The organism is Variovorax sp. PBL-E5 (genome assembly GCF_901827185.1).
Classification (GTDB): Bacteria; Pseudomonadota; Gammaproteobacteria; order Burkholderiales; family Burkholderiaceae_C; genus Variovorax.
In genome coordinates this window covers 1-22106 of the sequence record NZ_LR594672.1, presented here as the reverse complement: position 1 = coordinate 22106, position 22106 = coordinate 1, and the positions used below count along the sequence as shown (strand labels likewise).

Here is a 22106-nt window from a genome sequence, read left to right as displayed (position 1 = left end):
TGGTGCCTCGTCTTTTAGTTGCCGGTCGGCTGATTGCCGGCGCCGGTCGGGCTGAGGGAGCTGGCGAGGCCGGCAGCCATCTTGTTTTGTTGCAGCAGTTCGCCACTCATGACTTGCTGCTGGATTGCCAGGTTGATTTGGCGAATTTGCTCGCGCATGCCTTGCTGCGCGGCCATGTTCGATGCGATGAGGTTCTTGCGGGCCTTCGCTTCGGTCTTGGCAAAAGCCAGTGTTTCAATGACACGGCGAACCTGTTGCTCGTTCGTACAGCTTCCGCCACCCATGGTGCCGTCGACACGCAGGAACTCTTCCAGCATCGTGCCTGCTGCGCTTTCTGCCACCAGGATGCTCAGCGAGTCGAGCAAGTCGGCTGCGGCGACGGGGTACACAGCGGCCGCGTTGACGGCCTGGTACAACGGGTAGGGGGCTGCTTCCATGAGGTCGATGATTTCCTGGTCCATCGGCTTGTTATTCCGTACGTTGTCCACGGCGGTGGCCAACTGCTTCGCGACCTGGGGCAGGAAGCCCACGCCACTAACAACGTTGGCTTCAGCGAAGTCCTTCAGCACCAGCTTCTTGCAGGATTCCGATTCCTCGCACACCATCAGCCGCTTCAGCTTCAGGTTATCCAGCGACGCTCCGGAGTCCTGCTTGGCTCCCGCAAGTCCATCGAAGAAGGCCTTGCAGTAGGAGATGACGGCCGAGCCGTTGACCACCTTTGAGAAGGCGCTCTTGTCGGTACCACACATGAAGGCGCCGGTGATGTCCTTAGCCTCAACTTGAGGCGGGCAGAAAACCATCATCTGGCCATCGGCCTCGCTTGGCTTCAACGTGCCGTTCGGAGTTTCGCAGGATGCCTCCTTGTCCCCTACGCGCAGGACGACTCCCATCATGTTCATGATGACGGTCTTGCGTGCGTAGATTTCGTCGTCAGTACCCTTGAACTTGTACTTGGCGCCGCCGAGCATTGCCCAGGTAACGTTGCCCACCCCGAGCTTGCACTCAAGCTCGGACTCTTGGCTTTTAGACTCCTTGGACCCCCCCGCCGTGCCCGGGTTGGCCTGCTTCACCGCCTGGGTCGAGCCCACGATGGTGTTGCATTGCTTGCTGATGGAGGACAGGAAGTCAGCGCTGGTACCGCTGCCAGAGGTCGTTGTTGCTCCACAGAGCTCCGAGGCAAAATCGTTCGGCTCCCCCTGGAACTTCTTGGCGGCTTCCATGCCGAGCTTGCACGCGTCGATGGAGAGTCGTGCCGCGACCTGGGCGGCATTCTTCAGCTGCTGCACGACATCGGCGCACTGCGGGCACAGGGATTTCAGGGTCAACATCGTCACGAACCCTAGCGCAGCGCCCGACGCGATGCTCTTGACCAACTGTTCGAACTCTTGGCTCGAGATGAAGGAAAAGCCGCCGAAGAAGGCCGATACGCCGTTGCACCCGACGGTGACCTTGGGTGGCGTGAACGAAAACAGCTGCGCCGACACGTCCTGCTTGGGCATCCGCATTTCTAGACCGCCCGCGATGAATGTGTTTCGAGCGGAGGATTCGTAACGGCCGCCTTTGTTGACGGCGGCAACTCCGCCCTTGGACAGCAGATTGCCAAAAGCGGCTGTGAGGTCGCGAGCGGATGCGAACGGCGCCTGCAGCAGCATCGAGGCTGCCAGGAAGAGGATGACGAGTTTGCGCAGCATTGGAGATTCCCCGTGATTTGGTCTTATAGGTACGCGTTCAGTTTTTACGCCCGAGCAGGTCATGGATAAGTTCCTCGGACACCTCCTGGCGTTTGCCTGCGCCTACGCCCGTCGAGAGGTTCCCCGTCGGCCCTTCGTCTTTCCCGAAATCCACGGAGGGCCGGCCGTCCTGCCCGTTTTCCACGCCCTTGAGCAAAGCCGTGCGGTATGCGGTGAAAAACTGCATTGCGCGGGTTGCCATGGAGTCAGCGTCGGTGATGCCGGTGGCAATACGAATCCAGGTATTGGGCTTGATGTAGAGGAAAACGGTGGGAACGGTAGCGACCTGAAGGGCCTGCGCGGCCTGGATGGCGACTTCGCCGGTCAGGCAACCCTCGACAAATGGCGCGATGCATTGGCCGTCGAGGCTGGCGTTACGGATGGGCAGCTTCGTACGCTCTTGCATAATCCGCAGCGGCTCGGCCATCTGATGGCAGAAGATGCAGTCGCTGCGCGAGAAGAAGACGAACATTCCGCCTTCGTCGCGTGCCACGTCGAAGATTTCGGCCTCTGAGCCTTTGCGCACCTCGGTCATGAGTCGCAAGCCCATCGCCGAGATGGGCTGCGCTGCCGTCGGGTCCAGTTCGGGGTTTTGGACCATGTTGTACCACCAGAGGTTCGTCACCTCACTGGTGCGCTCGAGCACCCAGCGCATGTAGTACTGGAAGGCTTCGACAGCCTGCGGGTCATTGTTGGAGACCACCATACGCTCCATCAGGGCGTCGCGCTGCTTCGCCTGGAACTCGAAATCTTGGCCTGGGTGGACGAACCCACAGTCGGCCGACCAGGTCGCTTTCTCCTTGCACTTCTCTTCCTTGCTCTTCTCAGCCTTTGAAGGTTGCGCCACGGGCTCAGGCTGGGGTTGAGGAGCCGGTTCCTCGAGCTTCGGTGGCTCCTTCTTCTTCTCGAAGTACCACCAGCCCTTCTCGGCCTTGGCGCGAGCGTCCGCGGCCGCGTTTTCCTTGAAGGTCGAGCTGGACTGGGCATGCGTCAACCCGGGCAGCGCAAGGGCGACGGACAGCAATAGGACGTGGAGAGGCTTCATTAGGCTGAGGTGGGTGAGCTTGAGCCGTGTAGCTCTGCCGTTTAAACAAAAGAAAAGGCCTGCCACCAGAGTGGCAGGCCCAAAATCAGGCGTTGAGGCGTCAGGCCGCCTTCTTCTCCAGGAACCCAGCCTGCTGCAGCACGTCCAGGCGCAACTGCGCGAGCTGGCCCTCCTCATTCAGGAATTCGAAGTCCACCGGGTGGTCCAGGAGTTCCGTCTCGCTCGGGTGAGCGGCCAGGCCGGTGACCTTCCGCTCAGCCGCATCTCGGGCTTCCAGGGCGGGCCGGCGCACGCGGTGCAGCACGCCACCGATTGACACCACGAAGAACGCCTCGTTCTTGAAGCGGACGTCCGTGATGACGAAGCACTTTCCGGGCTGCGCGTTGACGGCCGCACGCACCTGGTCGAGCCAGTACGAGTCGTACCCATACTTGCTCTTCCGGCGGAACTCGGTTCCCCAGAGTTGCAGCGTCCATCGTGGGCTTCTAGCCGCTTTCAGGACACCCCTCGTGCGGCGTGCCGAAACGTGGGGTGTCAGCTCACCGGTCTTGAAGTAGTGCAATGCAGCGTCGCGCAGGCTTCGGTCGCGGGTCGCAGACTTGAGCGCAATTTCCACAAAGTGGACGCTCACGCAGCGGCTGAGCGCGAGCGGCGTTTGCGGCAGCTCCTTGGACTTGCGATTGCCCAGGTACTCGACGGTCGTGCGGAACGCATCAGCCGCCTCCTGGTAGAGGGTGTCGGCGAAGCCAATGCGAATGAAGCCAAGCTCATTCACCAGCACCGCCGCGCATGTATCTTTGCCGGAGCCCCGTGCTCCCAGCATTCCGATGATTTGGCGCATATATGACCTCCAAAAGGTTGCGGGTCGTATAGCGACGGCTTTATCCGGTGCGGTTTAAGGCGCGCCCGGCCCAACGAGTGAACTGCTGCCAGCAAGAGAAAGCCCCGCGATGCGGGGCTTTCGAGGAATGACGGGGTTAGGCCACGGCCTCCATCGCCAGGGGGCGCAAGCTCGTTATTCGATAGCGCCGCCTGTCGTCCAGCACTACGAAAGCGCCGATGCCGGTCTTGTCCATGTGAAAACAGGCGTCGTTCACCAGCCCGGGCAGGTCAGAGATTTGCCGGTCGGAAAGCACTCCGGAGGTCGGAAATTGCTCGAGGTCGACCGCTCTGCCTGACACCTTGCTGTATGAGAGCGGAACGAACCTGACGCTGCCATCGCGCTGCGCCAACGCCAAGGTGACCTCGGCTTCGAAGCAGTAGTGGGTGTTCGGTATCACCCGGAGTTCGATGCGGGGGAGCGGAAGCCCCGACTCGTCACGCGGAAGCGGTTCGTGCCGCATCCAGTCGACGCCAAAGTCGATTTCTCTCTCGAGTGTGCGGATGCGCTCTTCGGCTTCCTCTAGTTCGACGTCTTTCAGGTCGAGCAACTCTTCCAGTCGAGATTCGGTCGCGGTTGTCATGTTTGTCCTTGTGATGATTGCCCCCTTGCACAGGGCGTTGATGTCCTCCCGGTGTAGCGACCCAAAAGCGAAAGCCGGCACGGGGCCGGCTTTGCATGCGGAGGCAGGCGAGTTACTTGCTGATGTTCTCGTCAATCCAGCGCGACAGTTCGCGGCCGTCCTTCAGCGCGTCATCAGGCACAGTCAGGCCCTTCTCCTTGGCGATGCGGCCGGCGAACGCAATCTGCTTTTCGCTCGGACGCATGGCCGCGTCCTTGTTCTCGTCGATGAACGCCTTGCAGGCGTCCCAGTCGGCCATGACGTCGTCAGGGACCTTCTTGCCGACCTTGTCGGCGATGCGCTTCGCGAACTCCAGCATCTTGTCGCTGGGTTTGTTCGCACGTTTGGGGGTGTCAGTCATGCTTGATGAGCCTTCAGTTGAGGAGGTGGATGCGAGGCGCATTGAAGGCGCCACTTGAAATATAGAAACCAGCTGTCGCACGTTGTCTGCGACGCCGGCTTCAAAGGCTTTGCCGCCACCTGAAACGGCAACGCCATCAAGTTCTGCTTGCCAGCGTGCCGTGAGCGCAACGTCCGTGAGCTCGGGCATGATGGATTCAAGCCAGGTGATGAAGTCGAGACCCTTCGGGGTCGCGGTGATGGTCTTTCCCGAGGCCTTGATGTACTTGACGGCCTTGAGCTTCTCGATGGTTTCCGCACGGGTCGCGGCAGTGCCGATGCCAGAGGCTTCCTTGGTCCTGATGGCCTTGCGAAGAGTCGCGTCTTCCACGAACTTCGCGGCGCCCTTCATGTCGTCGAGCAGCGTTCCCTCCGTATAGGGCTTGGGGGCTCGCGTTTTGCGGGTCTTCAGTTCAACGCGAACGACGGTCGCCAGCTCGCCGTCCTCGAGGAAGGGCAGGCGCTGCGCCTTTTCATCTTTTTCGACGTCTGCTGCGTCAGCTTTCGCGGTGGCCATGTGGTTACCAGGTCAAGAGGGGAACAAGGGTGCGGGTGAGGCGCTCGTGGGCAATACGTCCCAGGTAGCGCGAGTCGAGGCTGTTCGTGTGGGCGGGTGCCAGCAGCAGGTACTCCCCGCGGGGAATCGCTCCGGCCAGGCCCTCTGCACGCGGCATCGGGCGTCCGCGGCTGTCGGCCGATGCAAAGGCGACGTCGGCGTGCTTCCCCGCAGCGGAGGACACGCGAAGGGACGCATCGACCTCGACCACGTCACCAGGCAAGCCCAGCGCGTACTTGCACAGCTGAAACCCATCGGGGAAGTAGTGGCGCGCCTCCGCCCAAGTCGGTGCCGAATAGGCGAAGCAGCCAATCTGACCGCGCACCAGGGGCGTCGTTGTCGCCTCGGTGGACAAATAGAGTCCCCGTGGAATCGATGCGGTGACGTTCCAGGACAGCGAGTACGGGACGACCTTCACGTACACATGAATCGCCAGCACAGAGCATGCGAGGATGATGAAGAAGCGCTCGAAGGCGTCGCGCGAAATCACGGGATAACGCTTTCACCGCTGGGGGCCACCGTCGTCTGCGGGCGACGGCTGGTCAGCGGCCCCATCAGCATGGTCGGTGCAACGTCCAGCGTGTATGCCACGGCGTCTCGCGTCGGGGCATTGGTCGGCATGCCGAGTTTCTTCAGCACGTCGTCGGTGATGTCGCGCGACACGCCGTGGGCCACCGATTGCTTCACGAGCACCAGCGTGCCCTCCCCTGCCACCTCCTCAATGGTCTTGCGGGTGCGTTCGGTAAGTCCCAGGAGGATTTCGTTCGCCTCGGCGACGTCCGCGCTGCCGGGCTTGAGGAACGCGGAGGCGACTGCGCGCTGCGCATTGGCAAACTTCACCACATCGAAGGTCACCGCGTTCACCGTGGATGTCCCGCCGCCGCCTTGTCCCAACGGAGAGAAGCGCAGCAGGAGCACTACGACCATCACGGCAAGCAAAAGCGTACCCCCGAGATAGGGAGCGAGCAGCTTGAAAATTTCGCCTTGTGAAGTGGTGTCGTCGTTCATGTTCACGTCTTGAAAGCAAACGCCCGGCATCGCCGGGCGTTCTGATGGACTCTCGCGCGTCAGGCGGCGTCTTGGCCACCCCACATTCGCGCGTAATCCTCCATTGCCAGCTTGTCGATGGCGTCCTCCAGCGTCATGCCTGACTCGGTGAGCTTGTTCAGCCTGATGATGTCGGTCGCCCTCGACGAGAACGTGTAGTAGGAGTGTTTATCCGTCACGAAGCGGTACACGCCCGCGCCGGCGTCATTGCGCACGAAGACCTCGGAAAACCCCTCGCCGGATTTCACGGACTTGATGAGCTCGATGGTGGCCTCGTCCGCCGAAATTCGCTTGTGGTCGACCGCGTAGTCGATGGACTCCTTCTTCTGGTGAAGAATGAACTGCCACGCGGCGTTTTCCACCGCAGCCATTGCTGCCTCGGACTTCGTAAAATCCTGGAAGGACTGCGTGATGACCCCGGCGACGCCGTTGTACTTACGCATCCGGCGGAAGGCGGTTTCGATGAACTTGCCGGTGCTGAGGCCGCCCATCAAGTCCCAGGCTTCGTCGATTGCCAGCAGCTTCGGGAGGGCCCGGTCGGAGAGGTACATCTCCTTCGTGCACTGGAACATCACCAGCTGCAGCACGACCGACTGGAGCTGTGGGTCCTGTTTGAGCTCTTCGAGTTCAATCACGACCAGAGGCTTGTTGAAGGAAACCTCACGCGGGCCGGTGAACCACGCGCTGTAGCGGCCATGGGAATACGCCATGAGCTGCATCGCGAGCTGGTGGGCCAGCTCCGGCGACGCGCCGTCCCAGACTTCCAGCTCTTCGACGACGTGCTTGAGTTCGGTAGCTGCAGCAAACTTTCGCCATGCCTTTTCGACCACGATTTCGAGCAGCTGATACTGGAACTGAGGCACATCCTCCGACTTGGTCAGGGGGAATGCCATCAGGCGCAGCAGCTCCTTGAGCATCGGCATGAGCTCGTTCAGGTCATCGACGGTGTTGATGCCGGTGAAGGGGTTCATCGACCGCGGCTTCTCCGCGTCGAAGACCAGGTTCTCACCGCCCATGACGGTACAGAAGCGGTGGTACGACCGCCCCACGTCGATAATGCGCGCGATACCGCCGCGGGAAAGGAAGTCGCAGACCAGCTCGTTGGTCAGGAATGACTTGCCCGAGCCAGAGGCGGCTACCACGACGAAGTTGTAGTTCGTGGAGTCCTTCCACAGCAGGTCGAAAGTTGCAAGTTGGCCCGAACGGGAAGTCAGCAGTAGGCCCGCGTGCTCCGGACCCGTACCGCGCCAGTCACCCTGGACTTGCATCATGGAGGCCGCGTTGATGGAACTCATCAGCCAAGCCCGCTGCATCCCGCGGTTCGGAGGGTCCATCGCCGGGACATACTGCAACGGCAGCGACGCGATGAACACCGGCAGGGAGATGTAGGGCTCGTCAGAAATTCGGAATCCGGCGCCTCGGAAAAAGCCCTTCACGCGCTCGGTCTGCTGTCGGGCCTCATCGGGCGGCGTGTACAGGTTGATGCCCGTGTAGGCGCGCACCAAGCGGTGCCCCTTGCTCGTTTCCTTGAGCAACGCTTCTGCGCGGTCCCGACGCTCGTAGAGGTGGCCCATCATCGAACGGAACCACTGGCTCTCAGACATCGTCTGCTTGTTCAGCATGCCGAACTTGCCCAGCAGGTCATCCTTCGAGTCATCGGGATGGAGAATGTGGACCGTCGTGTATGCCCAGTATGGACACGTGATACGGTCGTCCCAGGACATCGGGTCCCCGAGGGTGCGCGCCATGCTCGGCAGGTAGTGCGTATGGGGCGCCGCATCGACCGTGAGGCAACTCACGACAACGTCAGGCACGTGCTCGCCGTCCGCGTTCGTATCCCCTGCGTGCTTGCTGAAGCCGATGCGGCCGTCGCGCAAAACGCTGACACGGGTATTGCGGGACATGAGGTCCGCCGAGACCGGTTGGCCAGGCGTCGCCTCGAAAATACGTTCGGAGGGCTCGAGGTGCGGATTCAGAAGCTCCCAGAGCAGGAACTTGATGTCGACCTCAGCCATTTCCATCGATTGCATGCCCACGGCCGACAACGCGCTGGCGACCGTGTTGCGGCAATCACGCATCGTCTGGCGAAAGGCACGCATTTCGACTTCGCTTTTCACGTCACCCGTGAATGGAACGCGCGCGGCGACGTACCACTGCATCATGCGCGGATGCATGCGCGTGCGGGGCAGCATCGATGGGCCCAGGGCGGTGGTGAGCAGGAAGTCGCGGCGGCGCTCAACGATTTGTCGCAGTAGCGGGTTGTTCGTTTTGGCGAGGCGCGCGTTCGCCCAGGTGTTCACGAAGCCCTCGACCTGCGGGGTCACGAGTTTGCCGAATTGCAAGACCGACTCGGGCGGGAGACCCACCATGGCGGCCTCGATAGCACCTTCGGCGTTCACGCCGGCGACATTGAGCGGTGAGATGGCGAGCAGGAAGCCGATGGCCGGCCCGTGCCCGTCATCGAGGTACATGAAATTCGTCTCGTCATCGAAGAACCGATACGTGAATAGCGACGAGAACGATTCCCGGTCGGTCATGGCTGCCGCCGCCGACATCGTGGCGGGGACCGCCATGGGGGCGTCCGGCTTTACGAACGCAGTGAGGCGCTTGAGCAACTTGCCTGCTTGTTTCAAAGATATCTCCTACGTGGGCTGTGGTGGCGCTGCCGACGTTCAGTTGAGTCGCTGGTACGGTTGCGTAATGCCGTTCGATGTCGAAGGTGCAGGTGCTGACGAAGTTGTCGTTCCGGTAGCCGCCTTTGACTCGGGCGGTTTTGACGGACCGCTCGGCGTCGTGGCACGGTTGGTGGAGTTCACTTCCTTGGGGGTGAATCCCAGCTGATTGGGCTTGGTGGGCTCAAACATCCCGCCTGCGGCCGCTGCGCCAGGCTTGGTCAGGCTGCCGTAGTTCCAGGCGCCAGGTGTGGCGAAGTACGTGTACTCGCCAGACCGCAGGTTTCCGTCGGCATCGACGTACGGCGCAACCCAGACGCGCATTACTTTCGGTTGTTTGAACACCGGCAGCCCCTGCTGCGCCGCGTCGGGCATGTTCGACGCTTCCCCGCGGAAGAATGGCTGCGCAGCCTCAGGCGACTGCTCGCCCGTCTTGGCGGTGCGAGGCTGGCTTTCAAAGACGGATTGTTTGTGATTGCCTGCGCCCTTCCCTTTAGTCGAAAGCTTGTACGCATCCTCCATCGAGGCGCATTTCGCGGCGGGCACATCGGCGAGCGCGCATTCGTATTCGACGTGGCCCAAGCCAGCACAGGCCGACAGCAAGGCGGTCACGGAGGCAGCAATAAGGAGGCGTTTCATAGGAACTCCGGGTCTTTCATTCATTCGTGTCGGTGGGGTCCATCTGGCGGTCCAAGCCCTTGCCAGTAGCGGTGTCGAACACCACCCCCATCAAGAAGTAGCGAGCGGACTTATCCGCATAGGCAACCTCTCCGTTTTCTAGTTGCAGCGTGACGAGCCCTGGCACTGCGGCGGGCCACGCCTTCAGGAAGCGGGTGCCGCGCAGGGTGCCGCGCAAGCGCGAGAGAACCTCGTCCGCTTCAAGCTGAGTCAGACGCCCGCCAACTTCGGCGGCGGGCATCACGGCTGCAGCGGGTGGTGGCGCCGCCGTGGCCATCAGTTGTTCGGCTTGACTTCTTGAACGAACTGCGACTCACCCGTTCCCCAGTTCAGCGAGACGCTGTTGGTGAAGACGATGGTCCCGGTTCGTCCGGTGTCGATGGACACCACCGGGAAGATGGCTTGCGCCTCTTTCAGGTAGAACTCCGCGATTTGCTGCGCTGCCGTTTGAGCGCCAGAGAGGCCGGACGCCCGCAACGCCGCCGCACCGCCCAACGAGCTCATAGTGGAGCCTGTCGACAGGTTGGACGTCACGGTGCCCTGGGCCTGACCCAGTGCACCGGAGAGACCCTGTGCAAAACCAGCGAGGAGCGCCTTGCCAAGGCGTGCGCCTTGACGGTCCATCACTTTGCCGCGAAGCCCTAGCTTCCCGTCACTGTCCACCACGTAGCCTGCGACTTCCTGCGACAGAATCAGGCGGTCGCCCTTATCCACGCACGAGAGGCGATTGAACCGCACGTACACCCGCTCGGCAGACAGGTCGCCGTAGCCGTTGCCCAGCACGAAGCAGTTCTTGAGGCGGTACTTGGCGGCACCAGGCAGCGTGGCCTGCTCCGTCACGTTCATCAGAACAGGCATCGGATTCGATTGCGTCGTCACCGACGTACCCGCGTCCAGGCCGTTGAGCAGCACGACGGGTGCGAAGCCGCCTGCCGGCAGGAGCCCGGCAGACTCGTTCTTCTTGTACGAAATCTTCGAGTTGACGGAGGGGCCTCCTGCGGGTGCGACTGCAGCGCTGGTGTCCTTCACCTCGAAGACCATCGGTGCGACCGGGGCGGATTGCATCGTTGGCGTAATGGGAGGCAGCGAAGCGCCAGACGCACCGGGGCCTGCGGGAATGGGAATCCCCCCTGCCGGCCGCGCGGGCGCAGCCGGAGGCGGCGGGGGAGCCTCTGGTGCTGCGAGCGAGCCGATGCCGCCACTGTTGCCTTGGCTGGGTGGGGGCACGACGCCGGCAGGCAGGGGCGTATTCGACCTTGCACCGGTGCCGCCGTTGGCAGCCGCATTCCGGGCAGCAAGGTCTTGCTGCGCGACGCGCTCCTTCAGCGAGAGGTTGTCGGACTTGAGCTGCTCCAGCATTTGCTTGAAGCCCTCCAAGTCCTTGCCGAACTTGGCCTCGAACGCCACCTTGTCCGCGTTGGGCGGGGTCACGTTAATCATGGCCGCCTCTTTCTTCGGGCCATCGGGCAAGTTCGACTTCTTGTCGGAGAAGGCGGCCGTGCTGATGACGGCGACGCCCGCCAGGCCGACGGCGACATAGAGCCAGCGACGTTGGACGTTCTTTTGCTTGCCGCCGACCTTGATGGCCGATGCGGACGCGGGTGCCGCCTTCGACTTGTTGTTGATGAACAGTCCTGGCTTTTTGTCGTCACTCATCGCCGAGCTCCTCCACTACGAACAGTTGCGGGCTGCTGTTTGCGTCCACGGTGTCGCCGTCCAGCAGCACAGCGTTGATGCCTTCACGGTAGAACTGATTCGGGCTGACCACGGCGGTCTGGTCCTGTGCAGCAACCAGCGAGAAAACCAAGATTCGCTTGGCGCCGTCGCTCCAGCCCGCCATTGGTACGACCGTGAACTTGTCGAAACGGGTCGGCCGGGGGAGGCTCACGGGCTCGAAGCCGCTCGGCGGTTCGCCGCCAGTCGTCAGCGTCTTCAGCAGCTCGATATCCGCGCCGCGCGGCGAGGACCCCTTTTGTCCGTCGCTCACGAGAGGGCCTTGGGTGCGCGCGGCAGACGGGGGCTTGAGTCGAGCACCATTCACTGGGTAAGTGATGCCTGGCACAGCCTTGGGCACCACGCGCAACTTCTCTACCTTGCCGCTTTGCAGCTCCACCACCATCTGTACCGGGCGGTCGGCACCACGCGTGAACTGCAGCAGTACCTGGGTACCGCCCGAGAGCGTGATTGGGTCGCCGGAGACAGGCGAGCCCGCCGGGAAGATGAAGCGCTTTGCAGGTTCGCTGAAGACGAAGGTATTGAATTCGTAGTCGGACACCGTCACGACGCCCGGCTCGGGCAGTTCGATGGTGGCACCCTTGACGGGCTCGACTTGCTTCTTCGCGGGGGCAGCGAATGCCGTAGCCGAGAGCGCAAGCCCAGCGACGAGTGCCAGAGCCACGGCGAGTGGCTGCTTATTTGTCTTGTTGTTGACGCAGGTCGGCGACATGCAAGTACCCCTTGTAAACCTTGTAGGTGATGACGTAAGTCAGCTTGGCGCGCAGCGTTTCCTTGCCGCCGACCCAGCGCAACTGGGTGCCATCGATTTGGACGCGCTTGCCGTCCGGAGAGACCTTGACTTCGGACGGATAGAACGACTGGGTCACCCCCCGACGCTTGAAGTCCTCGGCCTGCGCGAGCAGTGGCTCGCGTTGTTCGCCATACAGGTCCTCCGTGAGCCGGTTCAGGAACCGGGTCGTTTGCGTAACGACGTTGTCCGGAATGAAATTCAGGATGAGTGAGGCATCGGACATGGCCGCGTTCGCCATGTACTCGGAGCTCGTGCCGCGAATCTCGCCGTTGGTGGTCACGGTGACACGGGTGCCGGAGGCGGCCAAGTCGTGCGGCACGAGAACCACAGGCGTGTTGCGCTGCTGATAGATGAGCGCGCTGACCAGGAAGATGACAGCCACACCAAGGGTGTAGGTGGCGCTCTTCCAGGCCTGCGCGGTTTTGAACGCGTTTGCGACGCTGTCCAGGTAGTTGTTTTGTTTCGGGTCTGACATGTGTTAGGCCTGGTGGCTTACTCGGTAAAGTCGTTAAGCCACGCGGGTTTAAACCTGGTCTTCAGCGGCGCGTCCAGCTGTAGCCCGTGCGCCCACAAAAAGTGCTGCATCGCTCCGCGCTTGGAGCCACGCTTGAGATACCGGGCGCCAATGAGTACGCCGCCGCCCATCAAGACACCGAGAATCCACATGTGCGCGATGATTCCGAAACCCATCAGAATCAGTGAAAGCGTGAACTCCAAGGGGTCCCAAAACATGATTGGGATGGGCGACTCGAGGTCGAAGGGAAAGACGTGCGACTCTTGGTCCATGCGCTACTTCCGGGGGAAGGAAAGAGAGAAGAGAGATAGGGGCGGTCTCCCGCCCCTACTCGTCAGGCCGCGCTTAGATGAGGCCGCCACCCACCATGATTTGCTGGATGATGCTGGGGCCCCAGTGCAGGAAAGCACCGCCAGCGATACCCGTCAGCGCGGGCATGGGGCTGTTCTTGGCAACGCCGATGGCGCCGCCCATGAGCAGCATGGTGGTGGCCAGGCCAACGCCCAGGGCGCCTGTGGTCCAACCGTCCACGGTCTTCCAGAAGCTGTAGAACGCGTCGTTCTGGTCCAACTGGCCAGCGAACACCGCCGGGGAGGCACCGGCCACAGCCAGCGCAGCGAGGGCCTTGCCCTTCAGGGTACGGAGAAAAGTCATTTAAAGCTCCTTGCTTCGTTGAGGTGATGTGTTTGCAAACACGCGCTCGAGAGCCGGAGCCGTTGGTTCAGGCAGCGAGTGCCTACCGTATAGCGATGGGTTTATACAACCCGGAAGTTTTTTCTGAGCTAGCGCTATTCGCTTCCCGTCTCGTCCGACGATAGGGAAAAGACGAGTTGTTTCGGCTTGGCCGGAGAGGCCTGCGCTTGACGAATAGGCGAAGTGGCGGCGGCGGTGGGGGTTCCATCCGCGGTGCGGCGAATACCGCGCTGCGCATCGACATAGTTCTGGAAGCCCCACCAGAAGCCGATGACGTCGCTGGCGTACTTGTGGCCGATGCGATAGCGGTTCGGCGTCCAGTTGTTGGGCCCGATGTTGTAGGCCACGATGGCGTTGAACCAGTCGCGCTTCTTGTTGAAGTTGTCGCGAATGATGTAGGCGCTCGCGTTGATGTTCGTGCAGAAGTCGTCGCGCAGATGCTCCTTCCTCAGGCCGAACTTGGCGAAGTACTCGACCCACTTCGTGTTGACCTGTGCGGGGCCGAGGTCGAAGCTTCCGTCGCGATTCTTGCTGCTCGCGCCGACCCGCCCGTTCTCCTTTCGAAGAATCGCGTGCAGGAGTAGCTCCGGTACGTCGTAACGCAAAGAGGCCTGTGCAGCGCACTGCACGGCCTCTCGCGTGACATGGGCGTACGGAGGCAGCGACGGAATCGCGTCCATGGCCCAGGTCGGGGTTTACTCGGCGGCGGCTGCGGCGGCCTCCGCCGGCGTGCTCGGTTCGTCCAGGATGAACACGCGGTCGGCGACCAGCTCGTTCGAGAGGAACTGGTCGGCGTCCAGGGTCTTCACGACACCTTGGATGTGGCCGTTGATTTTGACGGTCTGGCCGACCTTGAGGCGGTCCTGCAGCTTCGGGAAGCGGTAGTTGGGGATGCGAACTTGGCCGGCGTTGATGAAGTCGACGACACCGCCGCTTTGTTCGCGCACCGGGCCCCACTGCACCATAAGCACAGCGCTGGCGCCCTTCTTGGGGTCCTTGGGGGTGGACACCGTAATCTTGCGGATTTCACCAACGATGAAAAGGTCGTGAATCAATTGAGTCTCCTGGGGGTACTGAGTCCGCTGCTTTCAGCGGGGGTTACTGGGGCTTTTTAAGGCACCCCTTCTATAGAAGATGCGTTTATATGAGCGCGTCTTCCTTGCACTCAGCGCTCAAATACTTCCACCCGCTGGTTCAGCGAGGCGCCCTCGGACGTGTGGCTGCGGGGCACCTCACTCGAGAACGACCGCACCGCCTCGACCCTGTGGCCGCGACGCTTTAAGTTCGCGGCGACAGCCTGGGCACGCCGCTGCGCCAGCTTGGCGGGATTCTTTTCGCCCGCGCCCGCGTGGCCGGCGACCAGGACGGTTGATTTCTTGTGAAGGCCGCGCAGCTCCGCAGCAGTCTGTTTGCTGATGAGCACAGAGTTCTTGGCGAAGTCGACGATGACTGTGGCGCCCTCCACCGGCATGGCGTGTGCGGCCTGGTACCCATTGGTAGGCTCAAGGGGTGGGAGCGGCACCGGGTCCGGCAGCGGCGTGATGGGCGTTTCGACCGCAGAACGGGACAAGTCCCAGTTGGTACCGCCGACGACGTCGATGTGGTTTTGCCGAACGTTCTCGTGCTGGACGTGGGCGGGGACTTCAATCATGGGCATGCTGTTACTTCGCGAGAGTTTTCACTTTGGAGATGACTTCATCCCGAAGGCGCGTCAGCGAGCCTCCAGGCACGGAGGTGGGGTCGACGCTGGAGACGGGCCTTCCGTCAACGACGATGACGTAGGCAGGAAGGCTCTCAACACCGACTGACACGGCAAGGGTTGCCGCACGAGAAAGTGCGCCCTTTCCGCGCGGGCCCCGTGAGGCCTCGAAGAGAGCGGTGAGGTCCTTCTCCGGCATGTCCCCCAGCTGCTGCTGGAGCCAAACCAGCACCTGGTTTTCCTCGCCCAACGGGATGCTGAGGTCCTGCGCGCCACGGTAAATCGCGTTTTTGATGGTGTCAGCCACCGCCGGCGAAACGCCTCGAGCGGCGTAGTAGACGCGCTCTTTGGCGCCGCTCTCGGCCGGGTCAACCGGAACCGGGCCGCGCACGAAGCTCCCGCCGACGGCCTTCACCGCACTTTCGATAGCAACGTCCTGGGCCTCTGCGGCGCGGCAGACCGGGCACGAGAACGACATGATTTTCACGACGTCGACCGTAGGCGCGGCGCTGGCGAGTGAGGGCAGCATGAGTGCGCAAGCCCAGGCCAGCCCGACGGCTTGAAGGAAATGGCGGCGTTTCTTGGTCATTTTTTCTCCGGGGCGGCGGGCGCGGCCGGCGCTGCGGGGGTGGATGAAGCGGGCGCGGAGGCGGCCTTTTGCGCCGGGTTAGCAGCAGCGTCGTCGGCCGGCTTCTTCGCGTCAGGGCTGAGGCCCTGGGTAGCGAGCCACTCGTTGTAGGCGTCCTGGTAGATGAGGCGCCAGGTCACGTAGCGGCAGCCGTAGCCGAGGTTGTTGAACCACCCTTGAACCTTCGTCTGCTGTGAGGGGACCACCAGCGAAGACAACGACGTGGTTGCGTTCCCGACCCAGGCAATCGGAGCGCAGCCCCGTTCGATGCGCTTCTCCGGCGATGCGGCCAAGAAAATCCAGGCGACGAACGCCAGGAAGATGAGGCCAAAGAATTCTTTGTGAAGCATGAGGGGCAGCCCTTGCGGGCAAGTCAAGACAGTGCCCCGTATAGAGCGCCCCTTTTATGCGGCGGCTCGCCGCGGCTCCTTTGCTACTTGACGGCGACAGGCCGCGGCAGCCGCAAAGCAGGCATCGACCGTTTGCGAAAGCCTGGCAGGGCCTCCAGCATCTTTCGGCCCCACTGGGTGTAGATGAGCCGCTTGTCGAAGACCACGATTCGGCCCCTGTCCGATTCACGGCGCATCAGGCGGCCCACCATCTGGATGAGCTTGGTCAGTGCGTCGGGCATCGCACGTTGGGCGAAGTACTCCTTGCCCAAGACCTCGGCGAGCTCCTGCTCGACAGGCGAGGTCGGGACTGCGAAAGGAATCGCGCAGATGATGACGTTCACACAGTAGGCGCCGGGAAGGTCGAGGCCCTCCGCCATTGTTGCCAGGCCGCACAGGATGCTGCCCCGTCCCCGGTCGATGCGGTCCTTGTGCTCATGAATCAGTTCCTTGATGCCAAGGTCGCCCTGAGCAAGAACCGCGTTTCCGAAGTGCTTGTTCAATGTCGGCAGCAGCGCGTTCATCAACGAGCGCGATGGAAACAGGATGAGAGTTCCCTCGGACGCATCGATATTTGCCGGCATGTTCAGCTGCAGCTCCTCGATGTACTTCTCCCGTTCATCTTGGCGCGGGCTGTACTTCATGTCGATGAGCTCGATGGTGTTGTTGCGGTAAGGGAAGATGGGGTCGAGCTTCATCGTGCGCAGCACGTCACCGACACCGACGCGTGCCCGGAAGCGGTCAAACCCGTCGAAATCCTGAAGCGTTGCCGACACCATCGCGACGATGGCCCGCTCGCTGTCCCACAGCAGGCGACGCAGGACGTCTGCGCCTTCGAGCGGCGACACGTGAATGCTCGCCACCTCCGGCGTGCCGCCTTTGAACACCCAGCGAACTGCCCGGTCCGGCGCAGAGAACAGCTCGAGCCCCTTGACGATGGATGACAGCTGCGAGCCGAAGAAGGCGCACTGGTACAGGAGCTCGCCTATCGGCCCCTTCAATTCCGGGCTCTTCTCCGGAAGATTCGTTTTCTTGAGGGCCGCGCTGGCCTCCTTGATGCTCTCTTGCAAGAGCCGCGCATGGTCCAGCGCATGGGTCGCGGCCTTCAGCACGGAGGTGTCGAGCTTTCCGGCCGGGAAGCGATACTGATTGGTCTCCGGCTCCACCGTGATGGTCGACAGGGAGTCCTTCAAGCCAGCGAGCCCGTTCACCAGGCCACCGGTGTCGAAATCGTGCGCGCTGAGCTTGGCCTTCTCGAACAGGCGCACCAGCTCCCCCTTGCGCTGCCACCCCTTCGAGAAGCCGGCCATCCGACCGAGGTTGGCAACGCAGTCGTCGAGCACGAGGTTTGCCGAGCCTACGTCGATTGCCTTGTCAGGCAGATGATGGGCCTCGTCAAAAACGAGGAGATAGCGGCCGCCGGGGAACAGAGCATCGGTGGGGCTTTCCTTGGCCATGGCCAGGTCAGCCAAGACAAGGTCGTGGTTGGCCACGATGATTTTGGCTTCCGACAGGACCCGGCGCGACGCCAGGAAGGGGCACTCGCTGTGGAACTCGCACTTATGACCGAGACAGGTCTCGGACTTGGCTGCCACTTCCTTCCAACTGCCCGGTGTCTTGTCCGGGTAGCTGTCGACGTCCCCGTTCCAGGCGCCGCCGCGCCAGTGGTCGAGCATTGACTTCACGTCGACGGACACATCGACGTTCTCGTTGGAGCCCTGGTCGAAGAAGTCGAATTGGTTTTCCGCGTCGCCCTGGTTGGAAATGCGCTCGGCCGAGTTGACGCAGAAATAGCGACCGCGGCCTTTGGCCACGACCGCGTCCCGCTCGCTTTGAACAATGCGCGCCTTGACCAGCGTTGGAAGGTCGCCCTGCATGATTTGGGTTTGGAGGCCAACCGTCGCTGTCGCGATGACGACCGGGACCTCCTTTGTGGTCCGCAGCTTTTCCGAGGCAGCGATTGCGCCGACCAAGTAGGCGATGGTCTTTCCGGTGCCGGTGGGTGCCTCGGCAGCGATGGGCTCGTCGGCCACCATTGCACGGCAAACCTGCCGAGACAACTCAACCTGACCGTCGCGGACGATGAAGCCGGGGAGCTGGCCAAGCCGCTCGTAGCACTCGTCGATGAAGGTAAAAGCCGCGTCGGATGATTCGAGGCGGCTTGCGTTTGCGATTGGAATGACCTGTCCCATACTGTCCAATAGTTACCAGGGCCCGAGAAGGCCCAACCTTGCGACAGAGTAGAAAGAGGCTTTAAACGCCTTCGCCGCACCGGTCCGAGAAAGCGGTTCAGGTGCTAGCCGCCCTACCCTCGGCTGCTTGCGCCTGGACCCAGGCGCAGCTATTTACACCCGTTACGCTTGCCACCTGTTACGCAGGCGATGGCAAATTCAATGTTTCACGGCATTTTCACAAGGTGGCTTGCAGTTGTGAATAATCGATGTGTGGCAACGACTTAGCGGCTTGGGACCGGTCGAACGGCGAGTTGACGTGTGTGGATGTTTCACGAAATGCACCAGTTTGCGGCTTAGCTGGGATAATCAGGCCGTAAATCTTTACGCCAAGTCTTAAGCCACCACCACCACAACAATGGCAGCAACCCCCTCTGATACCCGCAAGCGCGTTCGGGAAATTGCCGACCAGCTCCTCGCCGCCGGTACAGCCCCGACCTCCACTCTGGTGCGGAAGCTGCTTGGTAAGGGCAGTTTCGAGACAATCGTCGGCGAGTTGAAGCTGTGGGAAGCTGACCGCCAGCGCCCCCTGCCGAACAAGCGAGACCCCACTGCTGAGGCCCTCGATAGGGTGGGAGCTCAGCAAGCCGCAGAGTTGATTGCTCAGGCTGCGGACGCCTCGAAGTCACTGACTGCTGCGGTTGCCAGCGTCCGCTTGGCAGCGTCAGAGATTGCAAGTTTCCCTGCCCTGGTTGCCACCCTTACAGAGCAGGTGAGAGCGCTCACGCAAGTCGTCGAGGACGACCGGAAGGCGATGAGGGACGAACTCGCAAAGGCGAATGCGCGCTACGAAGGCGTCCAGAAGTACGCCATGACCGCTATTGAGGCGGCCCGCGCCGAGAGTCGAATGCTCCAGGAGCAACTCGCCCAAACGGGGGATAAGACTGGTGCCCGCGAATCGGCTTATCGTCAGCAGGCTGAAGACCTCCGGGTCCTCGTGCATCAGCTTCAGGGTCGCCTAGCTGAGCAAGGTAAGCGCAGTGACGACGTTGTTGTGCCTCCGCGACTCGACTTTGACCAAAAGCGTCCTGTACGTTTATCCAGTTATGAGCCCACTGGGCGGACCACCTAGACTGGCCGCCTGCGGCACCGCTGTCCCCAAGTATTTTGGTTGTCCCTAGTAGGGACAACACGACTTGCTGCCGAACCCGCCCCGTCCAGGTAGGGACTCAATTCACCTGTCCTACTCGCCGGTCGCTCGACGCTTGCACGCTGCTCGCGGACGTCGAAGGCGTGGTGGCAATCTGTCCCGGGGAATTTAGTTTGTCCCTACTAGGGACAAAACGCCTCCACGCCGCTGCTGGAATTCGAAAATGCGCCGCTGCGGGGTGACTCTGTCCCAGGGAATTTAGTTTGTCCCTACTAGGGACAAGACGCCGTCACGCCGCTGCTGGAAGTCGAAAATGCGTCGCTGCGGGGTAACTCTGTCCCAGGGAATCTAGTTTGTCCCTACTAGGGACAACGTGCGAAGCAGACCTTGTTAGCCTCGCCGGCGCATGCAGCTCATTGTTCTCGTGTGGGTCAGAGGGGCGCCAGAAAAGCAAAGGGGCCCGAGGGCCCCTTACTTCAGCTGAGCGATTTTAGTTTTGCGATGCGGTCCTTGATGAGCTCAGTAATGATTCTCTCAAGTTCATCAGCTTCCTGCGCTGATGTGAAAGCCATCGACAACAAGCCGTCCCGGCGTCTAATTCGGACGTAGCGCGTACCGTCAACCGCTAGGTCCGTACTTGGCTGCCTCCGGCGTTCCGCGTTCTTCTCTTTTGGGGGGGCTGTCACCCACGCAGGCGCCTTGCTTGCCTTCAGCTTACCCTCCACGACCAACTCGACGGCCTGAACAACGCGGTCGCCATGGTCCTTTGCAAGCGCCGCGAGCAGTTCGACCACGTTTGCCCCTATGGCAGACGGCTTAGAAGCAACCAGCTGGCGGGCTGCGGCAGGCAAGCGTTCGAACGAAAGCAACCTGGCGACCTGCGACTTGCTGAGCCCTGACTCTGTCTCGAGCTCCCGAACTGTAAAACTGCGACTAGCCTTCCGCTGCGCGAGGCCCAAGTATTTCGCGTAGTCCGTCAGTTGAGGCGCAAGAAGATTGTCATAAAACGTGACTCGTTCGGCCTCATCATCCGACGCTTCACGGATGGTGACAAGCCACTCTTCCCGACCCAGCTCAAGCAGAGCTGCCTTACGATGACGCCCGGCCAGAATCTGGAACCGTCCGGCGGCGGCCGGGCGTAGCTGCGCCGGTGTCGTTTGCGGGTTCTCCTTTAGGTTCGCTTTCAGGTTCGCGACGCGAACGGGGTCGAGAGGGCTTGAATGAAATGGCCCGTCATCGCACAGGTCTAGCCTGATTACCAGAGCCTTGCCTTGTTCTTTCTTGAGCCGTTCAATCTCCGCCTTGCTCTCAAGGTGCCCGCCCGTCAGGTTCATCAGCTGAGTCGGCGCAGGCAATGGCCGTTGCCGCACCATAGCCGGCGACGTCGGACCTGACAGGACTGCATCGCTGATTGCGCTCAGTTGTTCTCTGCCTTTTGTTGCCATCTTGTTACTCCTGTTCGGTCGCCGGAATCTGCCACACCTTCCGGCGAGTCATGAAATCAATCTCATCGACCAGCTTGTCGTAAGCGTCGCGTGCGCGCGAGAGCGTCTTAGCAGAACCCGCGTACCGTTCGACGTCGTAGACAGTGGAGTACTTGGCCCCTTCCATTCCCACGGCGGCCGTGTCGGGAATTTCCGTTTGCGTCAACATGTCTCCGTAGGAACCTTGCATCCACTTGAGAATCTCCTTCGTATACATGCGTTGGTGGTTCACCTTGCTCGGCACTGCAGCCACCCACGCGAAATCCTTCTGGCCCAACGCCAATCCAGTGCTTAGCTCCGACAGCATCGTCCAGAATTGCGCAGAGCTGACGAAGTCGATGCCTTCGGGCGGAAGCGGCAGGAGCAGCGCGTCGGCTGCCCAAATGGTTGTCATGTTCATGTACGACAGCGCCGGCGGGGTGTCGATGATGATGTAGTCGTACTGTTCACGAATCCCGGCATCAAGCGCCTTGTTCAGCACGTCCCAGAACTTGAACTCCTCGCCCCGGTTGTTTGCTTCCAACTGCCGCAAGGGCAAATAGAACTCACCCTGAGCAATCGCATGTGAGGCCGGCACCAAGTCAATCCCGTCCCAGTACGTCGCTTGAATCGACTCCTGCAGTGTGTCCCGTGCAATCTCGGAGGTCGCGTGCATCATTAAGGGCAGCACTGTTTCGCTCTCGGGTATGAACCCCGGCGTCAGGCCGAAGAGGGCAGACATTGACCCTTGCGGGTCGTAGTCAATGCACAGGACGTCATAGCCCTTCAAGCTCAAGGCCTGAGCCGTGCTCATGGCGGTCACAGTTTTACTGACCCCGCCCTTGAAATTGGCCACCGTTATGGTGGCGCCCGGCAAGCCGGGGGGACGGCCTGGCTTGCGGGTCGCCTTGACCCAGGCGCGGGCCTCAGACAGGGTGAAGCGGCGATTGCGCTCACTGCCGCCGTCGGCTTTGCCCTTGATGCCATCGCTCAATCCAGGTTCGAGCCCGCGGTCGAGTAGACGCAACATCTGGTCGCGAGACCTTCCGCATAGTTCCGCCAGCTTCGTCGCATTGAACTCCGGCGCCTTCTTGGCGGTTCCGCTAAAGAGATATTCTTTGAGCCGAGCTGTCTGGATTTCCAAGCGCTCGCCCAGCGCCGTTATGTCCTCCATGGTCACTCGAGAACTGACCAGGCTCACCGGCAACTTGTCGGCAAGTCCATCCTCAATCGCGCTATCCAT

At 61.6% G+C, this 22106-nt stretch carries 24 protein-coding genes; 1 reads left to right on the top strand and 23 read right to left on the bottom strand.

Annotation, left to right across the window (positions count from 1 at the left end; all coding sequences use genetic code 11):
* Positions 1-14 precede the first annotated feature (14 nt).
* From WDLP6_RS27570 to WDLP6_RS27470, 21 genes are all read right to left on the bottom strand, one after another.
* Entirely contained in the window at positions 15-1691 is a 1677-nt protein-coding gene (locus tag WDLP6_RS27570; RefSeq protein WP_068673546.1) for a conjugal transfer protein TraH, read from the bottom strand.
* Between the two features lie 37 nt (positions 1692-1728).
* The gene (gene traF, locus WDLP6_RS27565) at positions 1729-2775 is read right to left on the bottom strand and encodes a conjugal transfer protein TraF (protein WP_162570704.1); all 1047 of its coding nucleotides are present in this window, start codon (positions 2773-2775) and stop codon (positions 1729-1731) included.
* Between the two features lie 100 nt (positions 2776-2875).
* Entirely contained in the window at positions 2876-3616 is a 741-nt protein-coding gene (locus tag WDLP6_RS27560; RefSeq protein WP_162570703.1) for a hypothetical protein, read from the bottom strand.
* Between the two features lie 136 nt (positions 3617-3752).
* Positions 3753-4238, bottom strand: a complete 486-nt coding sequence (locus WDLP6_RS27555; protein ID WP_162570702.1) for a hypothetical protein — start codon at positions 4236-4238, stop codon at positions 3753-3755.
* Between the two features lie 112 nt (positions 4239-4350).
* Complete coding sequence (locus tag WDLP6_RS27550) at positions 4351-5193, bottom strand: DNA topoisomerase (protein WP_068673554.1); 843 nt, start codon at positions 5191-5193, stop codon at positions 4351-4353.
* A gap of 4 nt (positions 5194-5197) precedes the next feature.
* Positions 5198-5722: a S26 family signal peptidase gene (locus tag WDLP6_RS27545; RefSeq protein ID WP_068673556.1), complete on the bottom strand. Its 525-nt coding sequence runs from the start codon at positions 5720-5722 to the stop codon at positions 5198-5200.
* The gene (locus tag WDLP6_RS27540; protein WP_146039478.1) at positions 5719-6240 is read right to left on the bottom strand and encodes a hypothetical protein; all 522 of its coding nucleotides are present in this window, start codon (positions 6238-6240) and stop codon (positions 5719-5721) included. Before WDLP6_RS27540 ends, WDLP6_RS27545 begins: the two co-directional genes overlap by 4 nt.
* Before the next feature lie 59 nt (positions 6241-6299).
* Positions 6300-8912: a TraC family protein gene (locus WDLP6_RS27535; protein WP_102905903.1), complete on the bottom strand. Its 2613-nt coding sequence runs from the start codon at positions 8910-8912 to the stop codon at positions 6300-6302.
* Positions 8913-8951: 39 nt separating this feature from the next.
* Entirely contained in the window at positions 8952-9590 is a 639-nt protein-coding gene (gene traV, locus WDLP6_RS27530; RefSeq protein WP_068673560.1) for a type IV conjugative transfer system lipoprotein TraV, read from the bottom strand.
* 16 nt (positions 9591-9606) lie between these two features.
* Positions 9607-9870 (bottom strand): disulfide isomerase DsbC N-terminal domain-containing protein, encoded by a 264-nt coding sequence (locus tag WDLP6_RS27525; RefSeq protein ID WP_068673562.1) that lies wholly within the window; start codon positions 9868-9870, stop codon positions 9607-9609.
* A 35-nt stretch (positions 9871-9905) separates the two neighbouring features.
* Positions 9906-11285: a TraB/VirB10 family protein gene (locus tag WDLP6_RS27520; protein ID WP_068673564.1), complete on the bottom strand. Its 1380-nt coding sequence runs from the start codon at positions 11283-11285 to the stop codon at positions 9906-9908.
* The gene (locus tag WDLP6_RS27515; protein ID WP_083944120.1) at positions 11278-12075 is read right to left on the bottom strand and encodes a type-F conjugative transfer system secretin TraK; all 798 of its coding nucleotides are present in this window, start codon (positions 12073-12075) and stop codon (positions 11278-11280) included. Before WDLP6_RS27515 ends, WDLP6_RS27520 begins: the two co-directional genes overlap by 8 nt.
* On the bottom strand, positions 12041-12631 hold the full coding sequence (locus tag WDLP6_RS27510) for a TraE/TraK family type IV conjugative transfer system protein (protein ID WP_068673568.1): 591 nt from the start codon (positions 12629-12631) through the stop codon (positions 12041-12043). Before WDLP6_RS27510 ends, WDLP6_RS27515 begins: the two co-directional genes overlap by 35 nt.
* A 17-nt stretch (positions 12632-12648) precedes the next feature.
* Complete coding sequence (locus WDLP6_RS27505) at positions 12649-12942, bottom strand: type IV conjugative transfer system protein TraL (RefSeq protein ID WP_068673570.1); 294 nt, start codon at positions 12940-12942, stop codon at positions 12649-12651.
* 73 nt (positions 12943-13015) lie between these two features.
* A complete protein-coding gene (gene traA / locus WDLP6_RS27500) occupies positions 13016-13324 on the bottom strand; it encodes a TraA family conjugative transfer protein (RefSeq protein ID WP_068673572.1) in 309 nt (102 codons plus the stop codon).
* A 134-nt stretch (positions 13325-13458) separates the two neighbouring features.
* Positions 13459-14043, bottom strand: a complete 585-nt coding sequence (locus WDLP6_RS27495) for a lytic transglycosylase domain-containing protein (RefSeq protein WP_162570701.1) — start codon at positions 14041-14043, stop codon at positions 13459-13461.
* Positions 14044-14058: 15 nt separating this feature from the next.
* Entirely contained in the window at positions 14059-14418 is a 360-nt protein-coding gene (locus tag WDLP6_RS27490; protein ID WP_068673576.1) for a hypothetical protein, read from the bottom strand.
* Positions 14419-14528: 110 nt separating this feature from the next.
* Positions 14529-15014: an OmpA family protein gene (locus WDLP6_RS27485; protein ID WP_102906932.1), complete on the bottom strand. Its 486-nt coding sequence runs from the start codon at positions 15012-15014 to the stop codon at positions 14529-14531.
* 10 nt (positions 15015-15024) lie between these two features.
* Positions 15025-15651, bottom strand: coding sequence for a hypothetical protein (locus WDLP6_RS27480; protein WP_068673580.1), 627 nt, complete (start codon positions 15649-15651; stop codon positions 15025-15027).
* On the bottom strand, positions 15648-16040 hold the full coding sequence (locus WDLP6_RS27475; RefSeq protein ID WP_068673582.1) for a hypothetical protein: 393 nt from the start codon (positions 16038-16040) through the stop codon (positions 15648-15650). Before WDLP6_RS27475 ends, WDLP6_RS27480 begins: the two co-directional genes overlap by 4 nt.
* Before the next feature lie 83 nt (positions 16041-16123).
* Positions 16124-18271, bottom strand: coding sequence for a helicase C-terminal domain-containing protein (locus tag WDLP6_RS27470; protein ID WP_068673584.1), 2148 nt, complete (start codon positions 18269-18271; stop codon positions 16124-16126).
* Between the two features lie 397 nt (positions 18272-18668).
* On the opposite strand from WDLP6_RS27470, the gene WDLP6_RS27465 reads away from it, so the two are divergent.
* A complete protein-coding gene (locus WDLP6_RS27465; protein WP_068673586.1) occupies positions 18669-19382 on the top strand; it encodes a DNA-binding protein in 714 nt (237 codons plus the stop codon).
* Positions 19383-19876: 494 nt separating this feature from the next.
* Here WDLP6_RS27465 and WDLP6_RS27460 read toward each other — a convergent pair whose 3' ends face one another.
* Both WDLP6_RS27460 and WDLP6_RS27455 read right to left on the bottom strand, forming a co-directional pair.
* A complete protein-coding gene (locus WDLP6_RS27460; protein WP_162570700.1) occupies positions 19877-20845 on the bottom strand; it encodes a ParB/RepB/Spo0J family partition protein in 969 nt (322 codons plus the stop codon).
* 4 nt (positions 20846-20849) lie between these two features.
* Positions 20850-22106 (bottom strand): ParA family protein (locus tag WDLP6_RS27455; RefSeq protein WP_162487200.1); only part of this gene is annotated, 1257 nt, incomplete at its 5' end.

What these genes read in the sequence shown, in the direction of transcription:
- WDLP6_RS27515 (WP_083944120.1), bottom strand. Translation starts at nt 12,075, where the DNA reads ATGTCGCCGACCTGCGTCAACAACAAGACAAATAAGCAGCCACTCGCC.
- WDLP6_RS27495 (WP_162570701.1), bottom strand. Translation starts at nt 14,043, where the DNA reads ATGGACGCGATTCCGTCGCTGCCTCCGTACGCCCATGTCACGCGAGAG.
- traA (WP_068673572.1), bottom strand. Translation starts at nt 13,324, where the DNA reads ATGACTTTTCTCCGTACCCTGAAGGGCAAGGCCCTCGCTGCGCTGGCT.
- WDLP6_RS27470 (WP_068673584.1), bottom strand. Translation starts at nt 18,271, where the DNA reads ATGGGACAGGTCATTCCAATCGCAAACGCAAGCCGCCTCGAATCATCC.
- WDLP6_RS27460 (WP_162570700.1), bottom strand. Translation starts at nt 20,845, where the DNA reads ATGGCAACAAAAGGCAGAGAACAACTGAGCGCAATCAGCGATGCAGTC.
- WDLP6_RS27570 (WP_068673546.1), bottom strand. Translation starts at nt 1,691, where the DNA reads ATGCTGCGCAAACTCGTCATCCTCTTCCTGGCAGCCTCGATGCTGCTG.
- WDLP6_RS27550 (WP_068673554.1), bottom strand. Translation starts at nt 5,193, where the DNA reads ATGGCCACCGCGAAAGCTGACGCAGCAGACGTCGAAAAAGATGAAAAG.
- WDLP6_RS27465 (WP_068673586.1), top strand. Translation starts at nt 18,669, where the DNA reads ATGGCAGCAACCCCCTCTGATACCCGCAAGCGCGTTCGGGAAATTGCC.
- traV (WP_068673560.1), bottom strand. Translation starts at nt 9,590, where the DNA reads ATGAAACGCCTCCTTATTGCTGCCTCCGTGACCGCCTTGCTGTCGGCC.
- WDLP6_RS27510 (WP_068673568.1), bottom strand. Translation starts at nt 12,631, where the DNA reads ATGTCAGACCCGAAACAAAACAACTACCTGGACAGCGTCGCAAACGCG.
- traF (WP_162570704.1), bottom strand. Translation starts at nt 2,775, where the DNA reads ATGAAGCCTCTCCACGTCCTATTGCTGTCCGTCGCCCTTGCGCTGCCC.
- WDLP6_RS27525 (WP_068673562.1), bottom strand. Translation starts at nt 9,870, where the DNA reads ATGCCCGCCGCCGAAGTTGGCGGGCGTCTGACTCAGCTTGAAGCGGAC.
- WDLP6_RS27480 (WP_068673580.1), bottom strand. Translation starts at nt 15,651, where the DNA reads ATGACCAAGAAACGCCGCCATTTCCTTCAAGCCGTCGGGCTGGCCTGG.
- WDLP6_RS27560 (WP_162570703.1), bottom strand. Translation starts at nt 3,616, where the DNA reads ATGCGCCAAATCATCGGAATGCTGGGAGCACGGGGCTCCGGCAAAGAT.
- WDLP6_RS27475 (WP_068673582.1), bottom strand. Translation starts at nt 16,040, where the DNA reads ATGCTTCACAAAGAATTCTTTGGCCTCATCTTCCTGGCGTTCGTCGCC.
- WDLP6_RS27520 (WP_068673564.1), bottom strand. Translation starts at nt 11,285, where the DNA reads ATGAGTGACGACAAAAAGCCAGGACTGTTCATCAACAACAAGTCGAAG.
- WDLP6_RS27555 (WP_162570702.1), bottom strand. Translation starts at nt 4,238, where the DNA reads ATGACAACCGCGACCGAATCTCGACTGGAAGAGTTGCTCGACCTGAAA.
- WDLP6_RS27505 (WP_068673570.1), bottom strand. Translation starts at nt 12,942, where the DNA reads ATGGACCAAGAGTCGCACGTCTTTCCCTTCGACCTCGAGTCGCCCATC.
- WDLP6_RS27485 (WP_102906932.1), bottom strand. Translation starts at nt 15,014, where the DNA reads ATGATTGAAGTCCCCGCCCACGTCCAGCACGAGAACGTTCGGCAAAAC.
- WDLP6_RS27540 (WP_146039478.1), bottom strand. Translation starts at nt 6,240, where the DNA reads ATGAACGACGACACCACTTCACAAGGCGAAATTTTCAAGCTGCTCGCT.